The organism is Chromohalobacter israelensis DSM 3043, assembly GCF_000055785.1.
Lineage (GTDB): Bacteria > Pseudomonadota > Gammaproteobacteria > Pseudomonadales > Halomonadaceae > Chromohalobacter > Chromohalobacter israelensis.
Genome location: NC_007963.1, coordinates 2,680,348 through 2,703,985, shown reverse-complemented (window position 1 = coordinate 2,703,985; position 23,638 = coordinate 2,680,348). Strand labels below are relative to the sequence as shown.

Sequence of the window (23,638 nt, the reverse complement as noted above, 5' to 3'; positions counted from 1 at the left end):
CCCATGCCGCATGGGCATGGGGCATTGAAGAAACACGCGATCAGTCGAGTTTCAGGTCTTCCGGGATGTCGTAGCCGTTCTCTTCGTACCAACGCACGGCGCCCGGATGGAACGGCAGCACGGTGTTGTACTTGAGGTTCTCGGGCACGCTGAACTCGGCGCTGCGGTGAATGTCGCGCATCCGGTCGTTGTTCTCCATGCTCAGCTTGGTGATCTCATAGACAAAGTCTTCGGGGAGGTCACAGCCGGCGATGGTGAAGTTCCACATGGACACTGCGCGCGCATCTTCCTCGAGCGTCTGGTAAGTGCTGGCCGGAATCTGGAACGGCGAGACCGGGAAGGCCTCGAGAACTTTCTGCTGCTCTTCTTCGGTGAACTCGATGATGTTGACATCGGTTTGCACCTCAAGCTGGCTCACGGCGGGAATCGGAATCCCGGCGGCGAATGCGATGACGTCGATCAGCCCGTCCTGGAGCTGTCCGCCCAGGTCGCTCCAGCCGCCGTTGCGGCGTTCGAAATCCACGCCGAGCTCTTCGAGGATGGCCGGGAAGTACGTATCGGACGTCGAGGCCGCCGGCCCGAAGCCGATGCTGGCACCGTCCGGAATATCGGAGATCGACTCGATGCCGCTATCGGCCAGGGTGGTGATGGAGAACGGCGTCTCGTACATCGGGAACAGCGCACAGACGTTGTCCATCTTCACGCCGGGTGCCAGCGGGCTCTCGCCGGCCAGGGCCTCGGCGGCCGGACCCATGGTGGTGAGGCCGAGGGCCAGCTCACCGGTGTGCACCAACGCCAGGTTCTGGTTGGGGCCGCCGGTGACTTCGCCACCGCCGGAAACGCCCAGCTCGTCGGCGATCAAGTTGGCCCAGCCGGAACCGTAGACGAAGTAGGTCCCGCCCTGGCTGGCCGTGCCCACGGTGAAGTTGTCCGGCCAATCCTCGCGATCGGCTTGCGCCGCGGTGGCGAGGCACATGGCCCCGGCGAGGGTGGCGGTCAAGGCTTGTGTCTTGAAAGACATGGCGAATGCTCCCGATTTCGGTTGTGGTTGTTGCGTATTCCCGTTCGAGTCCCCGAAGGGCGGGACTCGTGAAATACGCCCTATAGGTGGCAACCGCCATTCCATCTTTCTCTTAGTCTTTCATTTTCAATCAGTTACGATTTTTTCATTCGACGAAAGTGGAAGAGGGAGCATGCCGATGTGGCTGGAAGTTCGCACAACCTGGCCTGAACCCTGTGCGGATTTCCGCACAACGCGTCGACGCCCATCGAGGGCGAGGGCCGGTCATTCCGTTTCCGCGATATGGCGATAGTCGTCGGCCTTCAGTCCATGCTTCTTGAGCTTGTCGTACAGCGTCTTGCGCGGCACGCCGAGTCGCTCGCAGATATCCGGCACGCACCCCTGATAGCGCACCAGGGCATGGTTGATCACGCTCTTTTCGAACAGCTCCACCTGCTGCGCCAGGGGCAGCTCGCCGCTGTCCTTCTGCGCGCCCTGGAGCAGGGTCTCGAGTCGGTAATCGCAGGTGGCGCCCAGCAGCACATAGCGCTCGGCCACGTTGCGCAATTCGCGCACGTTGCCCGGCCAGTCGTGAGCGAGCAGGGCGGAGATCCCATGACCATCGAGCGGCGGGGCTTCCAGTCCGCTGCGACTGGCGGAGACCGCGATGAAGTGCTGGAACAGCAGCGGAATATCCTCACGACGCTCGCGCAGCGAGGGAATCGGCAGGGTCACGACGTTGAGACGATAGTAAAGGTCCTCCCGGAACCCGCCGGTGTCGGCGGCCGCCTTGAGATCCGTCTTGGTCGCGGCGATGACCCGGATGTCGAGCGGGATCAGGGTGTTGGAGCCCAGGCGTTCCACGGCGCGTTCCTGCAGCACGCGCAGCAGCTTGACCTGAAGCGACAGCGGCATCGATTCGATCTCGTCGAGGAAGACGGTCCCGCCGTTGGCGTGTTCGAACTTCCCCACGCGGCGTTCCACGGCCCCGGTGAAGGCCCCCTTTTCATGGCCGAAGAGTTCCGACTCGATCGTGCTTTCCGGCACCGCGCCGCAATTGATGGCGACGAACGGCTTGCCGCCGCGGGCGCTGCGCTCGTGAATCGCCCGTGCCACCAGATCCTTGCCTGTACCGGTCTCGCCGAAGAGCAGCACGTCGGTCTCGACCTGGCTGATGCGCTGGACCATCGAGGCCAGTTGCTGAATGGCCGGCGTCCGGCCGACCAGGCGAGGCCCCGGGGTGGACTGCTGCGCCTCGAGTTCGGCCTTCAGATGCCGGTTCTCCAGGCTCAAGCGGCGTTTTTCGATGCCCCGCCGCACCACCTCCACCAGCCGCTCCCCGGCGAAGGGCTTCTCGAGGAAATCCCAGGCGCCATCGCGCATGGCTTCCACGGCCGTGGAAATGTCGCCGTGGCCGGTGATCAGTACCACGGGCAGGTCGGGATCGCGCTGACGAATTTCGCGCAGCAGGGCCATGCCGTCCATGCCGGGCATGCGGATGTCGCTGACCAGCACGCCGGGGAAATCCGCCCGCAGGGCACTCAGCGCCGCCTCGGCGCTTTCGTAGACCTCGGGTACGTAGCCCGCCAGTTCGAGGGTCTGGCTGGCGGTAATGCGCAAGTGAGCTTCATCGTCGACGAGCATCACGGGCGTAGCAGCAGGGTCATGCATGAGCGGGGTCCTCGAGTCGTGCGGGATCGTTGGGATCCGCGATACGCGGCAGCCGGACACGAAAGCGTGCGCCGCCGCCGGGCAAGTTGCAGGCGTCGAGCTGGCCATCGAGATCCTCGACGATACGTCGCGAGATCGACAGGCCCAACCCCAAGCCGCTGCCCATCGACTTGGTGGTATAGAACGGTTCGAAGATCTGGGCCAGGCGTGCCTCGTCGATGCCGGGGCCATTGTCGGCGACATCCAGGTACACGGTCGTGGATTCGGCAACGATGGCGAGGGTCAGGCAAGGGGCGGCGGTATCGTTCATGGCCTGGAGCGCGTTGCCGATCAGGTTGACCAGCACCTGCTCGAGGCGCACCGGGTCGGCGCGTACCCACACCGCCTGCTCGGGCCAGTGCTGCTCGACCCGCACGCCGCTTTCGTGAATCCGCGACTGAAACAGGCGCAATGCATACGCAAAGCACGACGCGACGGAAACCGCCGTCAGGTTGTCGCCGCTCTTGCGCGAGAACTGGCGCAGCTGCGCGCTGATCTCGGCCATGCGCTCGGTCAGCTCGAGTACCTGGGCGAGGTTGGCATCGGCGGCCTCGTGTCGCTGGCGGGCGATGAAGGCGCGAGCATTCTCGGTGTAGGCACGAATCGCCGCCAAGGGCTGGTTGAGCTCGTGATTGATGCCCGCCGCCAGTTGCCCGAGCACGGCCAGCTTGGCGGCTTGCACCAGCTCGTCGCGGGTGGCGCGCAGGCTTTCCTCGGCGCGGCGGCGTTCCTCGATCTCCGCCGACAGACGCCGATTGGTGGCGACCAGGTCACGGGTACGGCTTTCCACGTGCCGTTCGAGTTCGTCGCGGGCCTGGGCGAGGGTGCGTCGCTCGCGTTCGGCGAAGCGCTCGCGCTCACGTCGCAGACGCAGGCGCTGCCATCCGATCCCGGCCCCCAGGGCGATGAGCCCGTAGAGACCGCCGGCAAGCAGCGCCGCCAGCCACTGCGCCTGATTGACCGGCGTCAGCGGCTTGAGGATGTGAATGTGCCAATCGAAATCTTCCATGGGGCGCGTCAGGCTCAGATAACGCCTGCCTTCCAGGGAACCGGAGGCGAAGCTCACCAGGCGTGTGCGGGCATCGTGTCGCTGGTCCTCGCGCAGGCCCGCTGGCGGCAGCGGGGCATCGCCGTAGCGCCGAGAGGCGGCGATGGTCTGACGTTGTGCCCGAGTCAGCGGCGCCATGGTGGTCAAACGCAATTCGGGCCGGCTGGCCATGAAGATGACGCCATTGCGGTCGGTGACCAGAAGCTCCGCGTCCTGCTCGGCCCATCCGGCTTCCACCGCATCGAGCAGGACCTTGAGCACCATGACACCGTCCGGGCGCGCGTTCGGCGCCGTGTCGTCGAGCCACACCGGGGCCGAGAAGTAGTAGCCGCGATCCCGCGACTGGGTGCCCAGGCCGTAGAAACTGCCGTTCTTGCCGTCCATGGCTTCCCGGTAGTAGGGTCTGAAGCCGTAGTTCTGCCCGATGAAGGTATCGCGACGATGCCAGTTGCTGGCCGCCAGGGTTTCGCCGGTATGATCGAGCAGGTAGATGTCGGAGACGTTGGCGGTGGCGCGAAAGCGATCCAGCAGGCGATTCAAGGGCATCGAGTCCTGCCCGTCGGGGTCGTTCAGGAAGCGCTTGACCATTTCCCGCGAGGCTAGCAGTTCCGGCAGATAATCGTGACGCGAGAGATGACCGACGAGGCTCGCAGCCGACAGACGCAGTTCGTTCTCGGCATCGTGGCGCAGCTCCTGCAGCGCCTGCTCACGGGCCAGGCGTGCCGTCTGCCACATGCAGACGAGCAGGCCGGCGATCGCGGCCAGCACGAGCAGCGTGCGCGGCCGCACGGGAAGGGGGAAACGGCGTGTATCGGACATGAAGACGAGCGGCTCGTGGCAAATGGCATGACGCATCGGGGCCATATGGCCACACGCATCATGATGCGTGGCGGTTTGTCTAAAGTTAAGCGCCAGCGCTTAGTCTTTAGTCGCGGTCCCGAGCGCCGATTGCTTGAGTGCTGAGCGTCGGAGCCTGGTCACGTTGCAGACCAAGCGCGCGGCAAGATGAACTCCTAACGCGACTGTTTTTTACCTTTGCCGATGCTTCAGCCTCCAACTGAGCACCGCCACGGTAAGCGCGGGCAAAAAGGTCACGGTGACGATGGCCGTGCCCAGCAGCCCGAACAGCACGATCGCGCCGACACCGCGATATAGCTCGGTGCCTTCGCCAGGTAAAAATACCAGCGGCGAGAGGCCGCATAGCGTGGTGAGTGTCGTCATCGCTATGGGGCGTAAGCGGCTCTCCACCGCATGAAAGACTGCATCGCGCACGTTCATTGACGATTCCCGCAGATTCTCGCGGGCTTGGTGAACGACCAGAATAGGATTGTTGACCACGGTGCCCATTAGTATCAAAAAGCCCAACATGGTGATCATGTCAAATGGCTGGCTGATAGCGTTCAAGCCAACGCGTGGCAGTACCGCGCCGACGGTATTCATCAGCCATAGCCCGACGATGCCACCGGCCGCGCCGAGGGGAATGGTGGCTAGAATCAGCAGCGGGTAGCCCCAGTGGGTGAAAATCGCTACCAGCAACAGGTACACGATCGCCAGCGCGATCAGGCCGTTGCTGGTTAACGCTTGGCGAGTGGCGTCCAACTGGTCACCCGCACCCGTCACCGTCACATCGATATTGCCGGGCAGCTCGCCTGTGTCGCGCATTGGCTCTAGCACCTCTCGCTGCATCCGTGCGATGCCTGCTTCGAGGGCCACGCTGCGCGGTGGAATCACGTCCAGAGTCACGCTGCGCCGCCCATCGACCCGGCGGATGGTCGCGGTACCCACGGTTTCCTCAATATCGGCTACGTCATTGAGCGGTACGTTGGAGCCGGTTGGCGTGTGCAAGGGCAGGTTGGCCAATTGGTCGAGATCGATATCGCCTGCATTCGGGCCATAGCCGTACAGGTCTATTTTTTCATCGTCGAGATAGAAATCGTCCAGGTAAGCGCCGTTGGTCAATACCGCGATGGCGGTGCCCAGGGCATCGGTGTCGAATCCTAACTCAGCGGCACGCTCCCAGTCGGGATAGACCTCGATCAGTGGCTGGCCAAGGTCGAGCGCAGAGGGGCGCGATTGAATGCGCGGATTATCGAAGGCCGCTTCCGCACGCTGATAGATGCGGTTGGCCGTGGCGTAGAGTGTTTCAAGATCATTGCCGGCTATATCCAGCGTGATGCTGCGTGTGCCGCCGTCGTTGCTGGAAATGATCGAGCCGCGAGCGGCAAAGGCACGCATGTCCGGGTAGGCCTCGTAGCGCTCGGTCAGCGCATCCATCAGCGCTTCAATATGATTGGGGTCGATGGTCTCGGCAATGATGCGCACGCTCTGGGGTTCGGCTTGAATGCCCATGGTACGGATCGGCGGCACGTCGGTATCGCCGCGCTCAAAGGCGGTCGGTTCGGCGCCCACATGGGGCTCGAGTTCACGTTGCAGGGTGCGCGCGATCTCGTCCATGGTGGCGAGGTTGTAGCTGGCGGGGGCATTCATGCTCGCAAAGGTCTTGGCTTCTTCACCCTCGGGCAGGTACTCCGCAGGGGGTGTCAACCAGACAAAAATCGCCACCCCACCGAGGACGCCAAGTACGATGGCCGCCAGGCGTCGTCCGGCGCTCTGGATCATGCCGTTCACCACCCATAAGCAGGCGCTCATCCAGCGCGGGCGGGTGGTATTGCCGTTACGATTATCGCCACCCCGGCCGCGGAAATCGATATGCGCGCCCAGGGTCGGAATGACGGTAATCGCCACGACCATCGAGATCAGGATCGAGGTGGCGATGGCAACGGCGATATCGGAGTAGAGCTGCCCGGCTTCCTGCTCGATGAAGAAAATCGGCACGAACACCAGAATCGTCGTCAGCGTCGAAGCCAACACGGCCGACCAAACCTGCTTGACGCCTGCCAGTGCCGCCTGGAACCGTGCCAGCCCCCGACGACGCTGGGTTTCGATACTTTCCAGCACCACGATGGTGTTATCGATGGTCATGCCGATGGCAAAGGCGATCCCGGCCAAAGAAATCACGTTCAGGGTGCGCCCAGCCAGCAGCAGGCCGAGAAACGCGGCAATGGTACAGATGGGAATACCGATGACACCGGCAAAGGTGGCCCGTGCCGAACGTAGAAAGGCATACATCACCAGCGTGGCGAACAGCGCCCCCAAGCCGAGGTTGAACCAGACGTTGGCAATCGATGCTTCCACGTAGCGCACGTCGTCGTTGGACAAGGTGATCTGCATGCCTTGTTCGGCGAGCAGACCGTCGTTCAATGCCTCGACTTCCTCAAGCATCTCGCGCTTGATATCGATGACGTTGGCCCCGGGTTCGCGGCGGACCTGAACGCTGAGGACTGGCTCGCCAGCGGCGTTATACGATCGTGACGTGAGTTCGGCGTAGGATTGCTGCACCTCGGCGACGTCACCAAGGCGGACGAGTTCGTCACCCTGACGTCTTAGGATGAGCGCTTCGAGGCTTTTGACGTCGTCAAAACGTCCCACGGTGCGCAACAAGTAACGACGCTTGCCGCTTTCCAGATTGCCACCCGATACGTCCTGATTGCGCGCTTCCAGCGCGGCCTGGATATCGCTGATGCTGAGATCGCGAGCGGCGAGGGCATCTGGGTCGAGCAGCAATTGCATCTGGCGCTCGGCGCCGCCGGAGACGCTGACTTCCGACACCCCGCTGACGCTTTCCATGCGTGGGCGCACGTTATCTTCCAGGTAATCGCGCATGGCCGGCATATCGAGCTGGCGAGGGTTGCCCTCGCGCGGGCCGACATTGAAATACATGAAGGCGTTGGCCGAAAACGAGTTGGCGACGATGCGCGGCTGGTCCACGTTGGTGGGGTAGGAGGGCACCTGACTGAGGGCGTTATTGACCCGGATCAGGGTTTCGGTGAGATCGACGCCGAAGGGAAACTCCAGCTCGATTTCTGCGCTGCCACTGCTGGCGGTGGACTCCATACGCTGCAGATTGGGCACGTTGCGTAGGTATTCTTCCTGCTCGATGAGGATATCTTTTTCGATGTCCTGTGGATTGGCGCCAGCCCACTCGGTCTCGATGCCAATTACCCGAGTTTCCAGGTCGGGGATCATTTGCACGGGAATCCGCCAGATGGCGGCGATGCCCACAATCAGTAAAATCAGCGTGACCACGCTAACCAAAATGCCGTGGCGAATAATGGTGGCAAACATGCGTGGGCGTTACTCCTTGTCGTCGCCGAGGATCAGGGCTTGTCCTTGCTCGAGACGTTCATTACCCACCACGATCACGCGATCGCCGACCGCAACGCCTTCATGAACGGCGACATTCCCCTCATGGCTGTTGCCGATTTCGACCCGCTGCTCAACGGCGCGCCATTGACCACTTTCCTGACGTGCGAGCCACACGCTGACGCTGCCATCCGGGCGCCGAATCAAGGCATCGCGGGGTACGCTGGGGCCGGATTCGCCCTCAATTCGCAGGCGGCCCTCAACGGCCATGCCGGGCATCAGGGTGAGTGCTTCGCTGGGGGCAGCGCGCAGCAGGAATTGGCGGTTACGAGTGTCTTGCGGCACCTGTGCTTGGGGGCGGGCGGCATGCCACTGGCCATCGCCTTCCTGGCGCACCTCGAGAGTTGCGTCATCCATTTGCGCATAAGCGGAGTAGGGCACCGAGAAATCAACCATCAACGCGTCGACGTCGATCAGCGTCAACAAGGTGTCGCCGGGCGTGACCCATTCGCCGAGTTCGGTGTCGCGCCGGGTGATCAGCGCATCGAACGGGGCGGTGATCTCGTGGCGGGTGATGCGTAGTTCCCAAAGTGCCTGTGCGGCCTGTTGAGCGTCCAGGGTGGCTTCGGCTGCAGCCAAGGCATTTTGTCGCTGACGCTGCTCGCTAGCCGCGATGTGTTGCTGTTCTGCCAATTGGTTGGCTTCGTCTAGCAATCGTCGGGCGTCGTCGCGTGCGGCGCGGGCCTGGTCGACATTGGCTTGGGCGCGTTGGCGTTCGAGCTCGGCTTCTCGACTATCCAAGGTTAACAAGCGCTCACCCTGGCGGACATGCGTACCCAGATCGACATGCAACGTGCTTACCTGGCCCGCCTCGGCGCTGGAGAGGTGCGACGTGCGCGGGGCACTCACGCTGCCGCTCAAGCGGAGCATCTCGACACGCGGGGTTTCCCGGACTCGCTGGGTTTCCACCTGCGTTTCTTGAGCGGTCGCGACATCCGCTGTGGCCACCAGCATGGTCAGTGCCACTGCGCACATCCTGTATGTGCAGCCGCTAGATCGGAGTCGCCGCAAGTTAGCTCACCCTTCAACACAAATAACGCGTCAGCGTGACACATTAAAACGGTCTGTTGGCGTTGGTGAGATCAACGTTATTGCGCTTGAAGGATGTCCCACCGAGCCTGATGAGCGACACGTCACCGCAAGGCTGAATGTCAAGCGTAGGCGCTCAGGCTACGACGCGCCCGATGATGCAGGCGCCAGCCGAGTAACAGCGCGGCGACCGTCAGCCCCGCGCACAGGCCGAGCCAATAGCCGTGCACGCCCATCGGCGCCAGGTACCCGTCGATGCCACGTCCCAGCAGGTGGCCCCCGGCCAGTCCGATCAGCCAATAGGAAAACAGCGTGATCAGCATGACGATGCGCGTGTCCTTGTAACCGCGCAGCGCGCCGGCGAGATTGACCTGCAGCGAATCGGAGATCTGATAGAGCATGGCCAGCGTGACCAGCGACATGGCCAGAGCATGCACTTCCGTGTTCGACGTATACAGCGCCAGGATGGGCGACGCCGTCATCCAGAGAATGGCGTCGTTGAGCAGGGCCACCAGCAGACACACGACGACGCCGTTCCAGGCCACGAAGCGTGCCTCCTGTGCGGTTCCGCGTCCCAGCGTATTGCCCACGCGCACGGTCAGCGCCATGCTCAGCGACAACGGCAGCATGAACAGGATCGACGTATAGTTGAGTGCGATCTGGTGGGCGGCGACGACCACTTCCCCCAGGCGCGCGACGAACAGGGCGATCAGGGTGAACAGCGTGACCTCGACGAAGATCGCCACGCCGATGGGCACCCCGACGTAAAGCAGCTCCTGGATGTCGCGGCGTTGCGGCGGAACCGGCGAGTGCCACAAGCGCACCGCGCCGTAGGCGCGTGCCCGGTACGTGTAGCCGATCATCGCCAGGCACATCACCCACATCGAAATCGCCGTGGCCACGCCGCATCCCACCGCGCCCAGCGCCGGCCAGGCGGCGATCCATGGCGGTACCGTCTCGCCCAGCAACGAGACCAGGCCGGGCCCGCCGTAGATCAGCACATAGTTGCAGGGAATATTGATCGCCAGCCCCAGCAGGCTGATCCACAGGGCGGGGCGCGTGTGGTTCATGCCGTCGGAGAAGGCGCGCAAGGCCTGGTAAAGGCCCACGCCTGGCATGCCGAACGCCACGGCGGCCAGGTAGCCGGCGGAGAGTTGCGCGACCTGCTCCGGCACGCCCATGAATCGGAAGACCGGGCCCACGCCGAACCATAGCAAGAGCGCCGACAGCCCGCCCAGGCACAGCGCGATCCACAGCGCCTGGTGAACATAGGGCCGAATCGCCGTGTGGCGCCCCGCGCCCAGCAATTGCGCCACGATGGGCGTCAGGCCCATCAGCGCGCCGGTCATGAAGAGCATCAACGGCAGCCACAGGCTGGAGCCGACCGAGACGGCGGCCAGGTCCGTGGCACTGGCGCGACCGGCCATGATCACATCGACCGCGCTCATGCCCGATTGCGCCAGCTGTGCGCCGCAGATCGGCAACGCCAGGCGCAGCAAGGTGCGCGATTCACGGTGGCTATGGGTGAGCAGGGCTCGGGGCGACGTCACACTGACTCTCCTCGTGGACTTTCTTCACGGACTCGCTTCAGAACTTTCACGGGCGCAAAAGCGGGCATTCTAGCAAGCGTGCCACGTCGACGCCTTTCATCATGCGTCGTAGCCCCTATAATGTGCCTCCGCTTTGAAGGAGGCCGCGTGAATCACCGTATCGACGATGTCATCGCCCTGTTCGACGGCGTCTTCTCCGCGCCGTATCGCACCTGCCTGGTGAGCGGTGACGATGAACCCTTGTACCGTCCCGCCGCCCACGCCGAGGACCTGCATCGGATCATTTTCGCGCACGGCTTCTTCGCCAGTGCCCTGCATGAGGTCAGCCACTGGTGCATCGCCGGTGAACGTCGCCGCCAGCTGGAGGACTACGGCTACTGGTACGAGCCCGATGGTCGCGACGCCGAGCGTCAGCGCGAGTTCGAACAGGTCGAGATCGCCCCGCAGGCGCTGGAATCGCTGTTCAGCGAGGCGTGCGGGCGCCGCTTCCATGTCAGCGTCGATAACCTGGGCGGCCCCGAGGTGGACCGTGATGCCTTCGCCGCGCGTGTCGGCGCGCGCGCGACGCGGTATCGCGAGACTGGCTTGCCGCAGCGGGCGGAGGCCTTTCGCGCGACGCTGGAAGCGTTCTACCGGCACGGCCTGTCCCGCGAGGCGGCGATCGACGTGGGGCGCGCGCGACTGGCACGAGCATGACGCGGGCCCGCCGGACGAGGCGGTTGCCGCGGTGATCCATCGAGAAATCCGTCACCGAAAAACGCTTGTTACCGAAACAACAGGGAGAAGACGCGTGCCGAGGCAGTGCGTCAGGCAACTATGGTCAAGACTTATTTGGGGAAGATGCGTGGCGAGCCGTCCCGGCGCGCTCGGCCGTGCGTACGCGATGCGCTCTGGTCGTGGATCGGGGGCTTTCTCGGCATGGCGGGTGTCGGCTGGCTCAGCGAGGCCTGGATGGCGTCGTATAGCCTGCTGTTGATCGGCTCCTTCGGCGCCACGTCGGTGCTGCTCTACGCCGCGCCGGAAAGCCCCTTCGCGCAGCCGCGCAATGTGCTCGGCGGGAGCGTGCTGTCTGCCCTGGTGGGTGTGGCGTGTTTTCAACTCTTCGGCGTCGGCTGGGTGGCCGCGGCGGTCGCCGTGTCGACCGCGATCCTGCTGATGCAACTGACGCATACCCTGCATCCGCCCGGTGGCGCCACGGCGTTGATCGCCGTCATCGGCAGCGAGGAAGTCCACGGCCTCGCCTGGCACTTTGCGCTGATGCCCGTGGCGGCGGGCTGCACGCTCATGCTGAGCGTGGCGGTGCTGATCAACAACCTGGCGCGTCACCGCCGCTATCCCCTGCATTGGCGATGACACAGAGATGACGCGCCCGCCGCGTCACTCCTCGCCGCGCAGGCGCTGATGCAGGTAGAGCATGACCTGTACCTCGTGATCGGCGCGCATGGGCTCGAGCCCGAGGTCGCCGAACAGATCGCCCCGGGCGCGTGTCCACTCACCCGGGGCGAGGTCGGGGTAGAGCGTCTCCGCCGGCGCCAGCTCGACGAAGGGCGTTACCGCGAAGTCCTCGAACAGACGCGACAGCGCGGCCTCGTCGTCACCGATCCCCGCGGTATACAGCGTCACGTTGAAGTGATCGGCTTCCAGCTCGCGCAGCACGTCCAGGGGGCTCAGGCCCAGGCTGCGCAGCTCGTCCAGGCTGTAATCGCCGAGCTTGAGGAGTTCCTCGTCGAGCCAGTCGTCATCGGGCTGGATCAGCGCATGCTTGATCTGGCCATCGGGCAGGGCCCAGGAGATGGCGACGGGGAGGGCTTCCTCGTCGCCGGTCTCGATGGCGATGAAACCGGGAAAATCCATGTCATTGCTCCTCGTCGAGTCGGAAGAATCGCCGCGCCGTGGCGGTGGAGGAAGCCGCCAGCGAGGCCTCGCTCTCGCCGCGCCAGTGCGCGATCTCGCGGACGATCCAGGGCAGCAGCGCCGGTTCGTGGCGGCGCCCCTTGAGTTTGGCCGGCAGGTTGCGCGGCAGGAGATAGGGGCAGTCGGTCTCGACCATCAGGCGCGCGGCGGGGATATCGGCAACCAGGTCGCGCAGATGATGACCACGCCGCTCGTCGCAGAGCCAACCCGTCAGCCCGATATGCAGGTCGAGATCCAGGTAACCGTGCAGGGTGTCGCGGTCGGCGGTGAAACAGTGAACCACGGCGTCGCCGATGGCGTCACGCCAATGGCGCAGCATGTCACGCATGCGTGCACCGGCATCGCGCTCATGCAGGAACAGCGGCAGGCCGCTTTCGGCGGCGAGCGCGAGCTGCGCTTCGAAGGCATGTTCCTGCTCGGCGGGCGTCGAGAAATTGCGGTTGAAGTCGAGGCCGCATTCGCCCACGGCCACGACCTCGGGCCGCGCCTGCAATGCCTGCAGGGCCGCCGCCAGTTCAGGGTTCCAGTGGCTCGCCATGTGGGGATGCAGGCCGGCGGTGGCGTACAGCCCCGGATGACGTTGGGCGAGGTCGGCGGCCTGTTCGCTGTGTGCCAGGTCGGTGCCGGTGAGGATCATGTCGTCCACGCCCGCGTGCCGGGCCCGGGCAAGCACGGCGTCGAGGTCGCGGGCGAAGCTCTCGTGCGTCAGGTTCGCGCCGATGTCGACCAGCGGCGACGGCGGCGTCAGGCGCAGCGCTTCGGGTAGCGGATTGGCGTCGTCTTGTGTCACGGAAGATCGTGTCACGGGAAATCTCCCCAGCCCAGTGAGTCGCGAAAACCCGCCATTCTACCCCCGGACCCGGGAGGCGACCATGCGTTACACTAGCGTCTTTACTCCGAATGTCTGTCAACGAGGTGGTTACGCGTGACGCTGTTACGTCTGGAACAGGTGCAACTGGCTTACGGCCCCCAGGTCCTGCTGGATCATGCCGAACTCACCTTGGAGAAAGGGGAGCGCTTGGCGCTGGTGGGGCGCAACGGAACGGGCAAATCGACGCTCCTCAAGCTGATCGCCGATGAGGCGGCGCCCGATGGCGGGCATATCTGGCGCGCGCCGGGGCTCAAGGTGGGCGTGCTCGCCCAGGAACTGCCGGAAGCGAGCGGCCGGACCATCTTCGACGTGGTCGCCCAGGGGCTGCCCGAGGCAGGGGCCTTGTTGAGCGAATATCATCACCTGGTGATGAGCGAGGCGCCCGACATGGCCGAACTCGAGCGCCTGCAGACCCAGCTCGAGGCGGTGGACGGCTGGTCGTTTCATCAACGCATCGACACCATTCTGTCGCGGCTCGGCCTGCCCGCCGACACCGAGATAGTGAATCTCTCCGGCGGCTGGCGGCGGCGTGTGGCCCTGGCCCGCGCGCTGGTGGCCGAGCCGGACGTGCTGCTGCTCGACGAGCCCACCAACCACCTCGACCTGGATACCATCGGTTGGCTCGAGGAACAGTTGCTCGCCTTCAATGGCTCGGTACTGTTCATCACCCACGACCGGGCGTTCCTGTCGCGGCTGGCGACCAGCATCCTGGAGCTCGACCGTGGCCAGCTGGGGCGCTACCCCGGCGATTACGCGGCATACCAGGCACAGAAGCAGCACGAGCTGGAAGTCGAGGCGCGCGAACGCGCCGAGTTCGACAAGAAACTCGCCAAGGAAGAGGCCTGGATTCGCCAGGGCATCAAGGCGCGCCGGACCCGTAACGAGGGCAGGGTGCGGGCCCTCGAGAAGATGCGCGGCGAGCGCGCCGAGCGTCGGGAGCGCGTGGGCCGGGCTCAGCTCAGCGTGGACAGCGGCGAGCGTACCGGCAAGCGGGTCGTCGAGCTTTCCGGCGTCAGCCAGCGTTTCGGCGACGACTGGGTGGTGCGCGACCTGTCGCTGGAGATCCAGCGCGGCGATCGCATCGGCTTCATCGGACGCAACGGGGCCGGCAAGACCACCCTGCTGAAGATCCTGCTGGGCGAGCTGGCGCCCACCGAGGGCAAGGTGCGCATGGGTACCAACCTGAGCGTGGCCTACTTCGATCAGCTGCGTGCCGGGCTCGAGCTCGAGAAGACCGTGTACGACAACGTGGCGCAGGGCAGCGACCGCGTGCAGGTGGGCGGCAAGGACCGCCACGTCATGAGCTACCTGCAGGACTTCCTGTTCTCTCCCGACCGGGTGCGCCAGCCGGTCAAGGCGCTCTCGGGCGGCGAATCCAATCGCTTGCTGCTGGCCAAGCTGTTCACCCAGCCCGCTAACGTGCTGGTGCTCGACGAGCCGACCAACGACCTGGACGTCGAGACGCTGGAACTGCTCGAGGAACTGCTGCTCGATTTCGACGGCACCCTGCTGCTGGTCTCGCACGACCGTGCCTTCATGGACAACGTGGTGACCAGCGTGCTGGCCTTCGAGGGCGAGGGATACGTTCGGGAGTACGTCGGCGGGTACAGCGACTGGGTGCGTCAGGGCGGCAAGCTGCCGCCGGCGCCCGGGGAATTCGGCAATGCCGCGAACGTGCTGCCGGCTCGCGAGGCCGAGCCGGCGCCGTCTGCGTCCACCCGCGCCGAGGCCGACAAGGCCACGACCGCATCGGCCCCCGCCAAGCCCAAGCGGGCCAAGCTTTCCTACAAGCTGCAACGCGAACTGGACCAGTTGCCGGGGACCATCGAGACGCTGGAAGCCGAAGTGGCGAGTTTCGAAGCGGAAGTCGGCGCGCCCGAGTTCTATCAGCAGGACGCCGAGACCGTCACGCAGCGTCTCGAGGCGCTGGCTGCCAAGCAGGACGAGCTCGATGCGGCGATGTCACGCTGGATGGAACTGGAAGCCATGGCCGAGGGCGAGGAGTAGTAGGAAACGTCGCGCCGGGCACGAACGACGTGCCCGGCGCGGCGCGATCATTCGTCGACTTCGCCGTCCTTGCCGACGCGTACCGCGAGCACGTCGCATTGCGCGCCGTGCAGCACGCCGGTGGAGGTCGAACCGAGCAGCAGGGCGAACCCGTGGCGTCCGTGCGAGCCGACCACGATCAAGTCGACATCGTGCTCGGCGGCGAAACGGTGAATCTCGGTATCCGGCATGCCGACCACGACGTGCTGGTTCTCCGAGAGGATGCCGTGGGGATCGGCGATCTCCGCCAGGCGCTGCTTGGCGTGCTCGTCGAGCTGATCCTGAATGCTGGTCAAATCCATGGGGATATCGCCCCCATAGGCGAAGCCCAGCGGTTCGAGCGTATGCATGACCGAAAGCTTGGCGTGATTACGCTCGGCGATGGGAATGGCACGCTCGAGCACCTTGTTCGAATCCTTGGTCAGATCGACGGCGACTAAGACGTGTGTGTACTCGTTACTCATGGGGGCATCTCCCACCTTGTCGATGAACGCTTCTACTTTAGGCGCGCCGAAACGACGAAACAATGCTTCAAATCAATCAGTGCACATGTGGAGGCACGTTTGGAAATCTTTCTGTTCCTGGGGCTGGCGGTGTTCGCGATTCTCTCGCCCGCGCTGTGGCTGAGGCCGAGCCGCCACGAAACGCGACGCAGTGGCTTGCGCCAGGCGGCTCGCGAGGCGGGGGCGGCGCTGCGCTTCGACAAGGCGCCGCTGCAGGAGGCGCGAGACATGGTGGGATACCGCTGGCGCTACCCGCAGGCCGCGCCGGGCAGCGACTTCACCCTCGTGCGCGAGGCGCATGCCAGTGACCGCCTGGAGGAAGCCATGTCGGGATGGCGCTGGCGTCAGGCACCGCTGCCGCCGTTGAACGCGGCCGCGTTGCAGCGGCTGGAAGCGGTGCTGGCGGTGTTGCCCGAGGACGCGTGCGTGGTGGAATCGACATCCAAGGGCGTGACCCTGTGGTGGGAGGAGTCGCAGGACGCCGAGAGCTTCGCGCCCGCGCTGCGGGCGTTGACGGGGCTGGTCGATGACCTGGCCGGCAGTGGGCGTCATGCCGGCTAGGCAGGTACGGGACAGGCCCGTGCGGGAAGGACCCGTGCTCGCCGCTCTTGCGTGGCGACCTGGGCGTCCAGAGCCCGGGTGTGCAACCGGCGCGACGCCCGGGAGAGCCGCCGCCGCGGAAGGCGGCTAGCGACCCGCGGGATTCGAGTCACTCATCGTCGCAGGGGCCGCGCGACTGCAGTCGCTGCCCATTGCGCTCGATGCAGGAGAGGATGGCGTCCAGCTTGTCGACGTCTTCATCGCTCACGCCCTCGAGCATCTCGACCCGCGCCTGTTCGACCACGGTCTCGATCTTCTTGAGCAACGGCGTCGCCTTGGCGGTGAGGTAGACACGCTTGGTGCGGCGATCCTCATCGCTGGGGCGGCGTTCGATCAGCCCTTGCTCGGTCAACTGATCGAGCGTCCTGACCAGGGAAGGTGCCTCGACCCCGATCGAGCGGGCCAGATCGCATTGTGGCTGGCCATCACCCATTTTCGACAGGTGATAGAGCGTCACCCAACGAGTTTGCGTCAGCTCCAGGGGAGCGAGGCGTTCGTCGAGGATGGCGCGCCACAGGCGTGGTACGCGCGACAGTTTGAGTCCGATATCCTGATGCATGGGCCTTGTATTGGTTAGGAACCTAACGGGATTGTCCCGAGTGGGACGCGCTATTGCAAGTCACACTATCGTCGACCTTCATTCATCGTCCCGGTTCGCGCCAGCGACCAGGTGACGGATGTTCCAGCCTGGCAATCCCGGGGGTGAATGAATGTCGCCGTCGGCCTGAGTGGCCTTCGAGGCGTCTTCGTCGACACGAAAACGCAGCGTGCCGATGCGCTGGCCGGTGGCGGTCATGACGTCGATCTGCCAGCGACCTTGCGATGCCGAGGGGAAGTTCTGCTTGTGCGTCCAGGCGCGATAGCCCTGTTCGCGTCCGCCCCGGATGATCAGCGGTATGCGATCGACCACTTCGCCATCGTGACGCCAGACATGGTAAATCTTCTCGCGCAGGCCACGTGGCGCGCGGATCGCGGTGTAAGCGTACAAGCCTTGCCCCGAGAGTGTCGATGGGGTCAGCACGCTTTCGCCGCGCGGTTCGCGGGCCTCGACATCGAAGCTCGGCGAGAGGGCGCTGCCGGAGAGCCATAGCGTGGCCGGCGGAATCCACACTCGCCCCATCCAGGCGGTCGCGGACAGCACCACGATCAAGCCGAACATCGCCAGCCAGCGCCAGAGCCCCTGCGGCTGCATCAGGTTGATCAGGCTGGGCACGCTGAAGATCGCCATGGCGACGATCGCCAGCAGCAGGCTCTGGCCGGTGGTCAGATGCAGCATGATCGGCAATGTCACCAGCACCACCACGAACACGCACAACGCATGGAACATGAAATACAGCCAGCGATGGCGTTGTGCCAGACCGAAATACAGCGGATCGAGAATCGCCAGCAGACCGCAGCCGATCAGCAGCAGCGTGAATACCGCCTGGCCGCTGGCCCATACCGTGGTGGCGAGGAAGAACGGCAGCGTGAAGAACAGGGTCTCCTGGTGGATCAGCTGCGCAATGAAGGTGGTCACCATGCGCGGTAGCCCGGTCTGGCCGCGCCGGGCGAGCAGGCGGGTCAACAGGCTTTCGGCGAGCAGCAGGCACCAGGCGAACAGAAGCCCCAGGGCCAGGACCGCGCCCAGCCACTGCTGACGGTTGACGAGGAAAAAGCCCAGCAGCCCGATCACGAACGCCGTCGGCGGCCAGAGCCAGAAATAGCGCTTGAGGCGTTCGATGAACGGCGTGAGGCGAGCGATCAGCGTGGCACTAGTAGGCAAGGACATGAAGGGGCGGTGTTCCGATACCAGTGTGTCGAGACAGGGCGTGACGATGCGCGATGGTCGAGGCGTCGTGAAGGCGCCTATCCTATCAGGAGTCCGCCGTCACGGGGAGCTGTCTCGGCGCGACGTGTTTCAACGCGACCATTCGCTAAGGCAGGAGGGCTTGACGCCATCGCTCGGCTGGCGCAAGCTGCCAGACATTCAAACGATTGTATGAAAGTGGGCGGGAAGCAGCGCCACGCGCGAGCCCGGCGCCTGTCTTCTTCGTGAATCGTGAGGTCCAGGCCAACAGCAGGGAGAGCCCTGAATGATTTATCAAGGTAACGCCATCACGGTGGTGCAGCGCGATGACGGCATCGCCACGCTGACCTTCGATGCGCAAGGCGAATCCGTCAACACGCTCTCGAGCAAGACGATCGAGGAGTTCGAGGCGGCCCTGGCAGCCCTCGACCAGGCAGCGGGCGTCAAGGGCCTGGTCATCGCCAGCGCCAAGGATGCCTTCATCGTCGGGGCCGACATCACCGAATTTCACGGCATGTTCACGCGCGACGAAGCCTTCCTGGTCGACATGAACACGCGCGTGCACCGTATCTTCAATACCCTGGAGGATCTGCCTTATCCCAGCGTGGCGGCGATCAACGGCCTGGCGCTCGGGGGCGGCTGCGAAATCACCCTGGCGTGCGATTTCCGCGTCATGAGCGACAACGCCAAGCTGGGCCTGCCCGAGACCAAGCTGGGGATCCTGCCGGGCTGGGGCGGCTGCGTGCGCCTGCCGCGCTTGATCGGGGCGGACAACGCCATCGAGTGGATCGCCGGTGGCTCGGAAAACCGCGCCGACGACGCCCTCAAGGTCGGCGCGGTGGATGCCGTGGTCTCGGGCGATGCGCTGATGAATGCGGCCGTGGACCTGCTGACGCGCGCCAATGCCGGCGAGCTCGACCACCGGGCACGTCGCCGCCTCAAGCAATCCCCGCTCATGCTCAATGCCATCGAACAGATGATGGTCTTCGAGACCGCCAAGGGCTACGTGGCGGGCAAGGCCGGGCCGCACTATCCGGCGCCCATCGAGGCGATCAAGGTCATCCAGAAGGGCGCCGGCGAGGAGCGCGAGCGCGCGCAGGCCATCGAGGCCAAGGCCTTCGCCAAGCTCGCCAAGACCGATGTCTGCTACCACCTGGTGGGGCTGTTCCTCAACGATCAGCTGGTCAAGAAGAAAGGCAAGCAGTACGCCATGCAAGCCGCGGCCGTGAACAAGACGGCGGTGCTGGGGGCCGGCATCATGGGCGGCGGCATCGCCTACCAGAGCGCCTACAAGGGCACTCCGATCCTGATGAAGGACATCAAGGAAGAGGCGCTGCAGCTGGGCCTGAAGGAAGCGCGCAAGCTGCTCGGCAAGCAGCTCGAGCGCGGTCGATTGAGCAATGAGCAGGTCGCCGAGGCGCTCTGCAACATTCGCCCCACGCTGTCCTACGGGGACTTCGGCGATGTCGATCTGGTGGTCGAGGCCGTGGTCGAGAACCCGAAGGTCAAGGAGGCCGTGCTGGCCGAGGTCGAGGGACTGCTCGACGACAATGCCACGCTGACCTCGAACACCTCGACGATCTCCATCGACCGGCTGGCGGCCAACCTCAAGCGTCCCGAGAACTTCTGCGGCATGCACTTCTTCAACCCCGTGCATCGCATGCCGCTGGTCGAGGTCATTCGCGGCGAGAAGACCAGCGACGCCGCCGTGGCCGCGACTGTGGCGTACGCCCGTCAGATGGGCAAGACCCCTATCGTGGTCAACGACTGCCCGGGTTTCCTGGTCAATCGCGTGCTGTTTCCCTATTTCGGCGGCTTCAGCCAGCTGGTCGAGCAGGGCGCGGACTTCGAGCGCGTCGACAAGGTCATGGAAGGCTTCGGCTGGCCGATGGGCCCGGCCTATCTGCTGGATGTCGTGGGCATGGACACCGCCGTGCACGCCCAGTCGGTGATGGCGGAAGGCTTTCCCGATCGCATGGCGCAGGAAGCCAGAAACGGTGGCAAGACGGCGATTCAGCGCATGTACGACGAGGACCGCCTGGGCCAGAAGAACGGCAAGGGGTTCTACCGCTACGAGGAGGACAAGAAGGGCAAGCCCAAGAAAGTCTCCGATGAGCAGGCGCATGCGCTGGTCGATGAAGGCGTCGACACGCGCCGCGAGTTCAGTGACGACGAGATCGTCGCGCGCATGATGGTGCCGCTGTGCATGGAGGCCGTGCGCTGCCTGGAAGACGGCATCGTGGCGACGCCCGCCGAGGCGGACATGGCGCTGATCTACGGCATCGGCTTCCCGCCGTTCCGGGGTGGGGCGCTGCGCTACATCGACGCCCTGGGCGTCGAGGCGTTCGTTTCCCAGGCCGAGGCGCTGGCCGACGAGCTGGGGCCGCTGTATCGCCCCACCGAGCGGCTGCGCGACATGGCGGCCAAGGGGGAACGTTTCTACCCCGCGACGTCCGAATCCGACCACTGAGCCACCACGCAACGAGGAGCCCGACATGAGTTTGAATCCCAGAGATATCGTGGTGGTCGATGCCGTCCGGACCGCCATGGCCAAGGCCAAGCACGGCGCTTTCCGCAACGTACGTGCCGAAAACCTCTCCGCCGCGGTGATGCAGGCACTGTTCGATCGCAACGCCAACCTGGTCCCCGCCGAGGTCGACGACGTGATCTGGGGGTGCGTCAATCAGACCCTCGAGCAGTCCATGAACATCGCGCGCAATGCCGCGATCATGACCGGCATTCCCCGTACGGTGCCGGCACAGACGGTCAATCGCCTGTGCGGTTCGTCGATGAGCGCGCTGCACATCGCCACGGCCAACATCAAGGCCGGCATGGGCGACTTCTACATCATCGGCGGCGTCGAGCACATGGAGCACGTGCCCATGACGCACGGCGTCGACGTCAACCCGGCAGCCAGCAAGTACGCCGCCAAGGCCGCCATGATGATGGGGCTGACCGCCGAGCTGCTGGGCAAGATGCACGGCGTCGGCCGCGAGGAGCAGGATGCGTTCGGCGTGCGCTCGCATCAGCGCGCGCAGGCCGCCAACGAGAACGGCTACTTCGACAACGAGATCGTCGGCGTCGAAGGGCACGATGCGGATGGCTTCCTGCGCCTGATCGATCGCGACGAGGTGATTCGTCAAGACGCCAACCTGGAAGACATGGGCAAGCTCAAGCCGGTCTTCGATCCCAAGGGAGGCACGGTCACGGCGGGCACGTCCTCGGCATTGTCCGTGGGCGCCTCGGCGCTGGCGGTGATGAGCTACGAGCGTGCCCAGGCACTGGGACTCGAGCCGCTGGCCCGGGTGGTCTCCACGGGCGTCGCCGGCTGTGACGCCTCGATCATGGGGTACGGCCCGGTGCCGGCGACGCAGAAGGCGCTCAAGAGTGCGGGACTGGCCATCGACGACATCCAGACGGTCGAGCTCAACGAGGCGTTCGCCGCGCAATCGATTCCCGTGCTCAAGGATCTCGGCCTGCGCGAGCGCATGGACGACGCCGTCAACCTGCATGGCGGCGCCATCGCCCTGGGCCACCCGCTGGGCTGCTCCGGGGCTCGCATCTGCACCACGCTGCTCAACGTCATGCGTCAGCAGGACACCACCCTGGGCCTGGCGACCATGTGCATCGGCATGGGCCAGGGCGTGGCGACCGTGTTCGAGCGTCTGAAGTAACGCGTCACGCCTTCCGCTCATCGCGCGATAGCAAAGCGACACCCGCCTTGGGTGTCGCTTTTTTACGTCCTGGGCATGCGGCAGAGGCAGTGGCGAGGCCGCGTTTCAATGAGTAAAACCGCGATTAACTAGCGAAATGCCGACTATACTGATAGGGCGTCGACGGCTCATCGGTTCCTGACGTGAGTCGCGACGGAATGCGACTATCGGCGATTGGGAGGTGTTGTCTATGCTCACGCACGTTTGGGGACTGTTGGTGCACCCGAACCGTGAATGGAAGCAGATCCACGACGAGAGGGAGACCATCACTCATCTCTACAGCCATCACGTCCTGGAAATGGCGTTGATCCCGGTGGTGTGCGCCTTCATCGGCACCACCCAGGTCGGCTGGGATTTCGGGGGTGGACACACCATCCAGCTCAACTATCTGGATGCCTTCTTTGCGGGGGTCGCCTTCTATGTCGCGATTCTGGTAGCGGTAGGCTTCATGGGCTCGGTGATTCACTGGATGGCGCAACGCTATTCCAATCCGCCGAGTCGTCGACGCTGCATCATCTTCGCCGGATACGTCGCGACGCCGATGTTCGTCGGCGGAATCGTCGCGCTTTATCCGCTGGTCTGGTTGTGCTTGCTGGCGATCATCGTCGGGCTCTGTTACAGCGCCTATCTGCTGTATCTGGGGATTCCCAACTTCCTCGACATCGGCGCGGAAGAGGGGTTCATCGTCACCGGCTCGACGCTTGGCATCGGCGTGCTGGTACTCGAGGCGCTGCTGGCTGTGACCGTACTGCTGTGGGGGTACGGCGCCAAGTTGCTGGGCATCGATCTGTAGCGAATCGCCCAGGGGGCATGTCGAGCCGTAAGCCTCTATTAGTGAAGCACTCTGGAATGCACGTTCGAAGCAAATGCCAACGGCGCCCCACGGGGCGCCGTTGGTCTTTCAGGATCGGTCTTCGTTACTGCTGGGCCTGGTAGGCGTCAAAGGCTCGGGAGAGGATGTCACGCGCCTCGCCGGCATCGCCGAAGCCGTTCAATTCGATATCGCCGCCCTCCGGCAGGTCCTTGTAAACGCGGAAGAAGGCATTGAGCCGCTCGGTCTGCATGGCCGGGAGATCCTCGATGCCCTCGACATCGGCGTAGCTGGGATCCACGGCGTCGGTGGGGACGGCGATGATCTTGTCGTCGGCTTCGCCGTCGTCGACCATGCGCAGCACACCGATGGCCCGGACCTCGATCACGGCACCGGGATAGATGCTGTCGCGGGTCAGCACCAGCGCGTCCAGCGGGTCGCCATCGCCACCCGCCGAGCTGGTGATGGAGCCGTAGTTGGCCGGGTAGCGGACCGGCATCGAGACATAACGGTCGACGATCAACTGGCCGTGCTCGGCATTGATCTCGTACTTGGTGAAGCTCCCGGCGGGGATCTCGTTGACCACGTGGAAGCTGTCCGGCGCATCATCGGGCTGCGGATAGTCGAAGACGTTCGGCTGCGCCTGGGCGGACGCGGTGAACAGCAAGCCGGCGGCGATCAGGAAAGGGGCAGTGACGTTCATGAGACCTCGCGCTGTGGGTGAGAAGAGGGAGGCCCCCAGCCTATCCGTCGGACGATGACACAGGCGTGACATCGCCCCCCCGTGGTCGACG

19 protein-coding genes are annotated in these 23,638 nt (G+C 64.6%); 7 read left to right on the top strand and 12 right to left on the bottom strand.

What is annotated here, in order from left to right:
* Positions 1-40: 40 nt before the first annotated feature.
* The 6 genes from CSAL_RS12195 to CSAL_RS12170 form a co-directional block, all read right to left on the bottom strand.
* A complete protein-coding gene (locus CSAL_RS12195) occupies positions 41-1,021 on the bottom strand; it encodes a TAXI family TRAP transporter solute-binding subunit (RefSeq protein WP_011507701.1) in 981 nt (326 codons plus the stop codon).
* 264 nt (positions 1,022-1,285) lie between these two features.
* The gene (locus CSAL_RS12190; protein WP_011507700.1) at positions 1,286-2,671 is read right to left on the bottom strand and encodes a sigma-54-dependent transcriptional regulator; all 1,386 of its coding nucleotides are present in this window, start codon (positions 2,669-2,671) and stop codon (positions 1,286-1,288) included.
* Positions 2,664-4,577, bottom strand: a complete 1,914-nt coding sequence (locus CSAL_RS12185; RefSeq protein WP_035412290.1) for a sensor histidine kinase — start codon at positions 4,575-4,577, stop codon at positions 2,664-2,666. The genes CSAL_RS12190 and CSAL_RS12185 overlap by 8 nt, the downstream gene beginning before the upstream one ends.
* A 210-nt stretch (positions 4,578-4,787) precedes the next feature.
* The gene (locus CSAL_RS12180; RefSeq protein WP_011507698.1) at positions 4,788-7,943 is read right to left on the bottom strand and encodes an efflux RND transporter permease subunit; all 3,156 of its coding nucleotides are present in this window, start codon (positions 7,941-7,943) and stop codon (positions 4,788-4,790) included.
* Positions 7,944-7,952: 9 nt separating this feature from the next.
* Complete coding sequence (locus CSAL_RS12175) at positions 7,953-8,996, bottom strand: efflux RND transporter periplasmic adaptor subunit (RefSeq protein WP_011507697.1); 1,044 nt, start codon at positions 8,994-8,996, stop codon at positions 7,953-7,955.
* 176 nt (positions 8,997-9,172) lie between these two features.
* On the bottom strand, positions 9,173-10,600 hold the full coding sequence (locus CSAL_RS12170; RefSeq protein ID WP_011507696.1) for an MATE family efflux transporter: 1,428 nt from the start codon (positions 10,598-10,600) through the stop codon (positions 9,173-9,175).
* Positions 10,601-10,747: 147 nt separating this feature from the next.
* Between CSAL_RS12170 and CSAL_RS12165 the strand changes: the two genes are divergently transcribed.
* Both CSAL_RS12165 and CSAL_RS12160 read left to right on the top strand, forming a co-directional pair.
* Complete coding sequence (locus CSAL_RS12165) at positions 10,748-11,296, top strand: elongation factor P hydroxylase (protein WP_011507695.1); 549 nt, start codon at positions 10,748-10,750, stop codon at positions 11,294-11,296.
* Positions 11,297-11,416: 120 nt separating this feature from the next.
* Positions 11,417-11,953: an HPP family protein gene (locus CSAL_RS12160; protein ID WP_011507694.1), complete on the top strand. Its 537-nt coding sequence runs from the start codon at positions 11,417-11,419 to the stop codon at positions 11,951-11,953.
* Between the two features lie 24 nt (positions 11,954-11,977).
* Here CSAL_RS12160 and CSAL_RS12155 read toward each other — a convergent pair whose 3' ends face one another.
* Together CSAL_RS12155 and CSAL_RS12150 are read right to left on the bottom strand one after the other, a co-directional pair.
* Complete coding sequence (locus tag CSAL_RS12155) at positions 11,978-12,454, bottom strand: hypothetical protein (protein ID WP_011507693.1); 477 nt, start codon at positions 12,452-12,454, stop codon at positions 11,978-11,980.
* Position 12,455: 1 nt separating this feature from the next.
* The gene (locus CSAL_RS12150; RefSeq protein ID WP_011507692.1) at positions 12,456-13,319 is read right to left on the bottom strand and encodes a TatD family hydrolase; all 864 of its coding nucleotides are present in this window, start codon (positions 13,317-13,319) and stop codon (positions 12,456-12,458) included.
* Positions 13,320-13,439: 120 nt separating this feature from the next.
* On the opposite strand from CSAL_RS12150, the gene CSAL_RS12145 reads away from it, so the two are divergent.
* Entirely contained in the window at positions 13,440-15,392 is a 1,953-nt protein-coding gene (locus CSAL_RS12145; protein ID WP_011507691.1) for an ATP-binding cassette domain-containing protein, read from the top strand.
* Between the two features lie 47 nt (positions 15,393-15,439).
* Here CSAL_RS12145 and CSAL_RS12140 read toward each other — a convergent pair whose 3' ends face one another.
* Positions 15,440-15,895, bottom strand: a complete 456-nt coding sequence (locus tag CSAL_RS12140; protein WP_011507690.1) for a universal stress protein — start codon at positions 15,893-15,895, stop codon at positions 15,440-15,442.
* Between the two features lie 99 nt (positions 15,896-15,994).
* Between CSAL_RS12140 and CSAL_RS12135 the strand changes: the two genes are divergently transcribed.
* The gene (locus CSAL_RS12135; RefSeq protein WP_011507689.1) at positions 15,995-16,495 is read left to right on the top strand and encodes a hypothetical protein; all 501 of its coding nucleotides are present in this window, start codon (positions 15,995-15,997) and stop codon (positions 16,493-16,495) included.
* Positions 16,496-16,643: 148 nt separating this feature from the next.
* On the opposite strand, the gene slyA is transcribed toward CSAL_RS12135, so the two are convergent.
* Positions 16,644-17,093, bottom strand: coding sequence for a transcriptional regulator SlyA (gene slyA / locus CSAL_RS12130; RefSeq protein WP_011507688.1), 450 nt, complete (start codon positions 17,091-17,093; stop codon positions 16,644-16,646).
* 78 nt (positions 17,094-17,171) lie between these two features.
* Positions 17,172-18,302 (bottom strand): DUF5924 family protein, encoded by a 1,131-nt coding sequence (locus CSAL_RS12125; RefSeq protein WP_011507687.1) that lies wholly within the window; start codon positions 18,300-18,302, stop codon positions 17,172-17,174.
* Positions 18,303-18,606: 304 nt separating this feature from the next.
* Between CSAL_RS12125 and fadB the strand changes: the two genes are divergently transcribed.
* From fadB to CSAL_RS12110, 3 genes are all read left to right on the top strand, one after another.
* On the top strand, positions 18,607-20,790 hold the full coding sequence (gene fadB, locus CSAL_RS12120; protein ID WP_011507686.1) for a fatty acid oxidation complex subunit alpha FadB: 2,184 nt from the start codon (positions 18,607-18,609) through the stop codon (positions 20,788-20,790).
* 25 nt (positions 20,791-20,815) lie between these two features.
* The gene (gene fadA, locus CSAL_RS12115; RefSeq protein ID WP_011507685.1) at positions 20,816-21,994 is read left to right on the top strand and encodes an acetyl-CoA C-acyltransferase FadA; all 1,179 of its coding nucleotides are present in this window, start codon (positions 20,816-20,818) and stop codon (positions 21,992-21,994) included.
* Between the two features lie 229 nt (positions 21,995-22,223).
* The gene (locus CSAL_RS12110; RefSeq protein ID WP_011507684.1) at positions 22,224-22,826 is read left to right on the top strand and encodes a Yip1 family protein; all 603 of its coding nucleotides are present in this window, start codon (positions 22,224-22,226) and stop codon (positions 22,824-22,826) included.
* A 124-nt stretch (positions 22,827-22,950) separates the two neighbouring features.
* On the opposite strand, the gene CSAL_RS12105 is transcribed toward CSAL_RS12110, so the two are convergent.
* On the bottom strand, positions 22,951-23,547 hold the full coding sequence (locus tag CSAL_RS12105; protein WP_043558512.1) for an inorganic diphosphatase: 597 nt from the start codon (positions 23,545-23,547) through the stop codon (positions 22,951-22,953).
* Positions 23,548-23,638 lie beyond the last annotated feature (91 nt).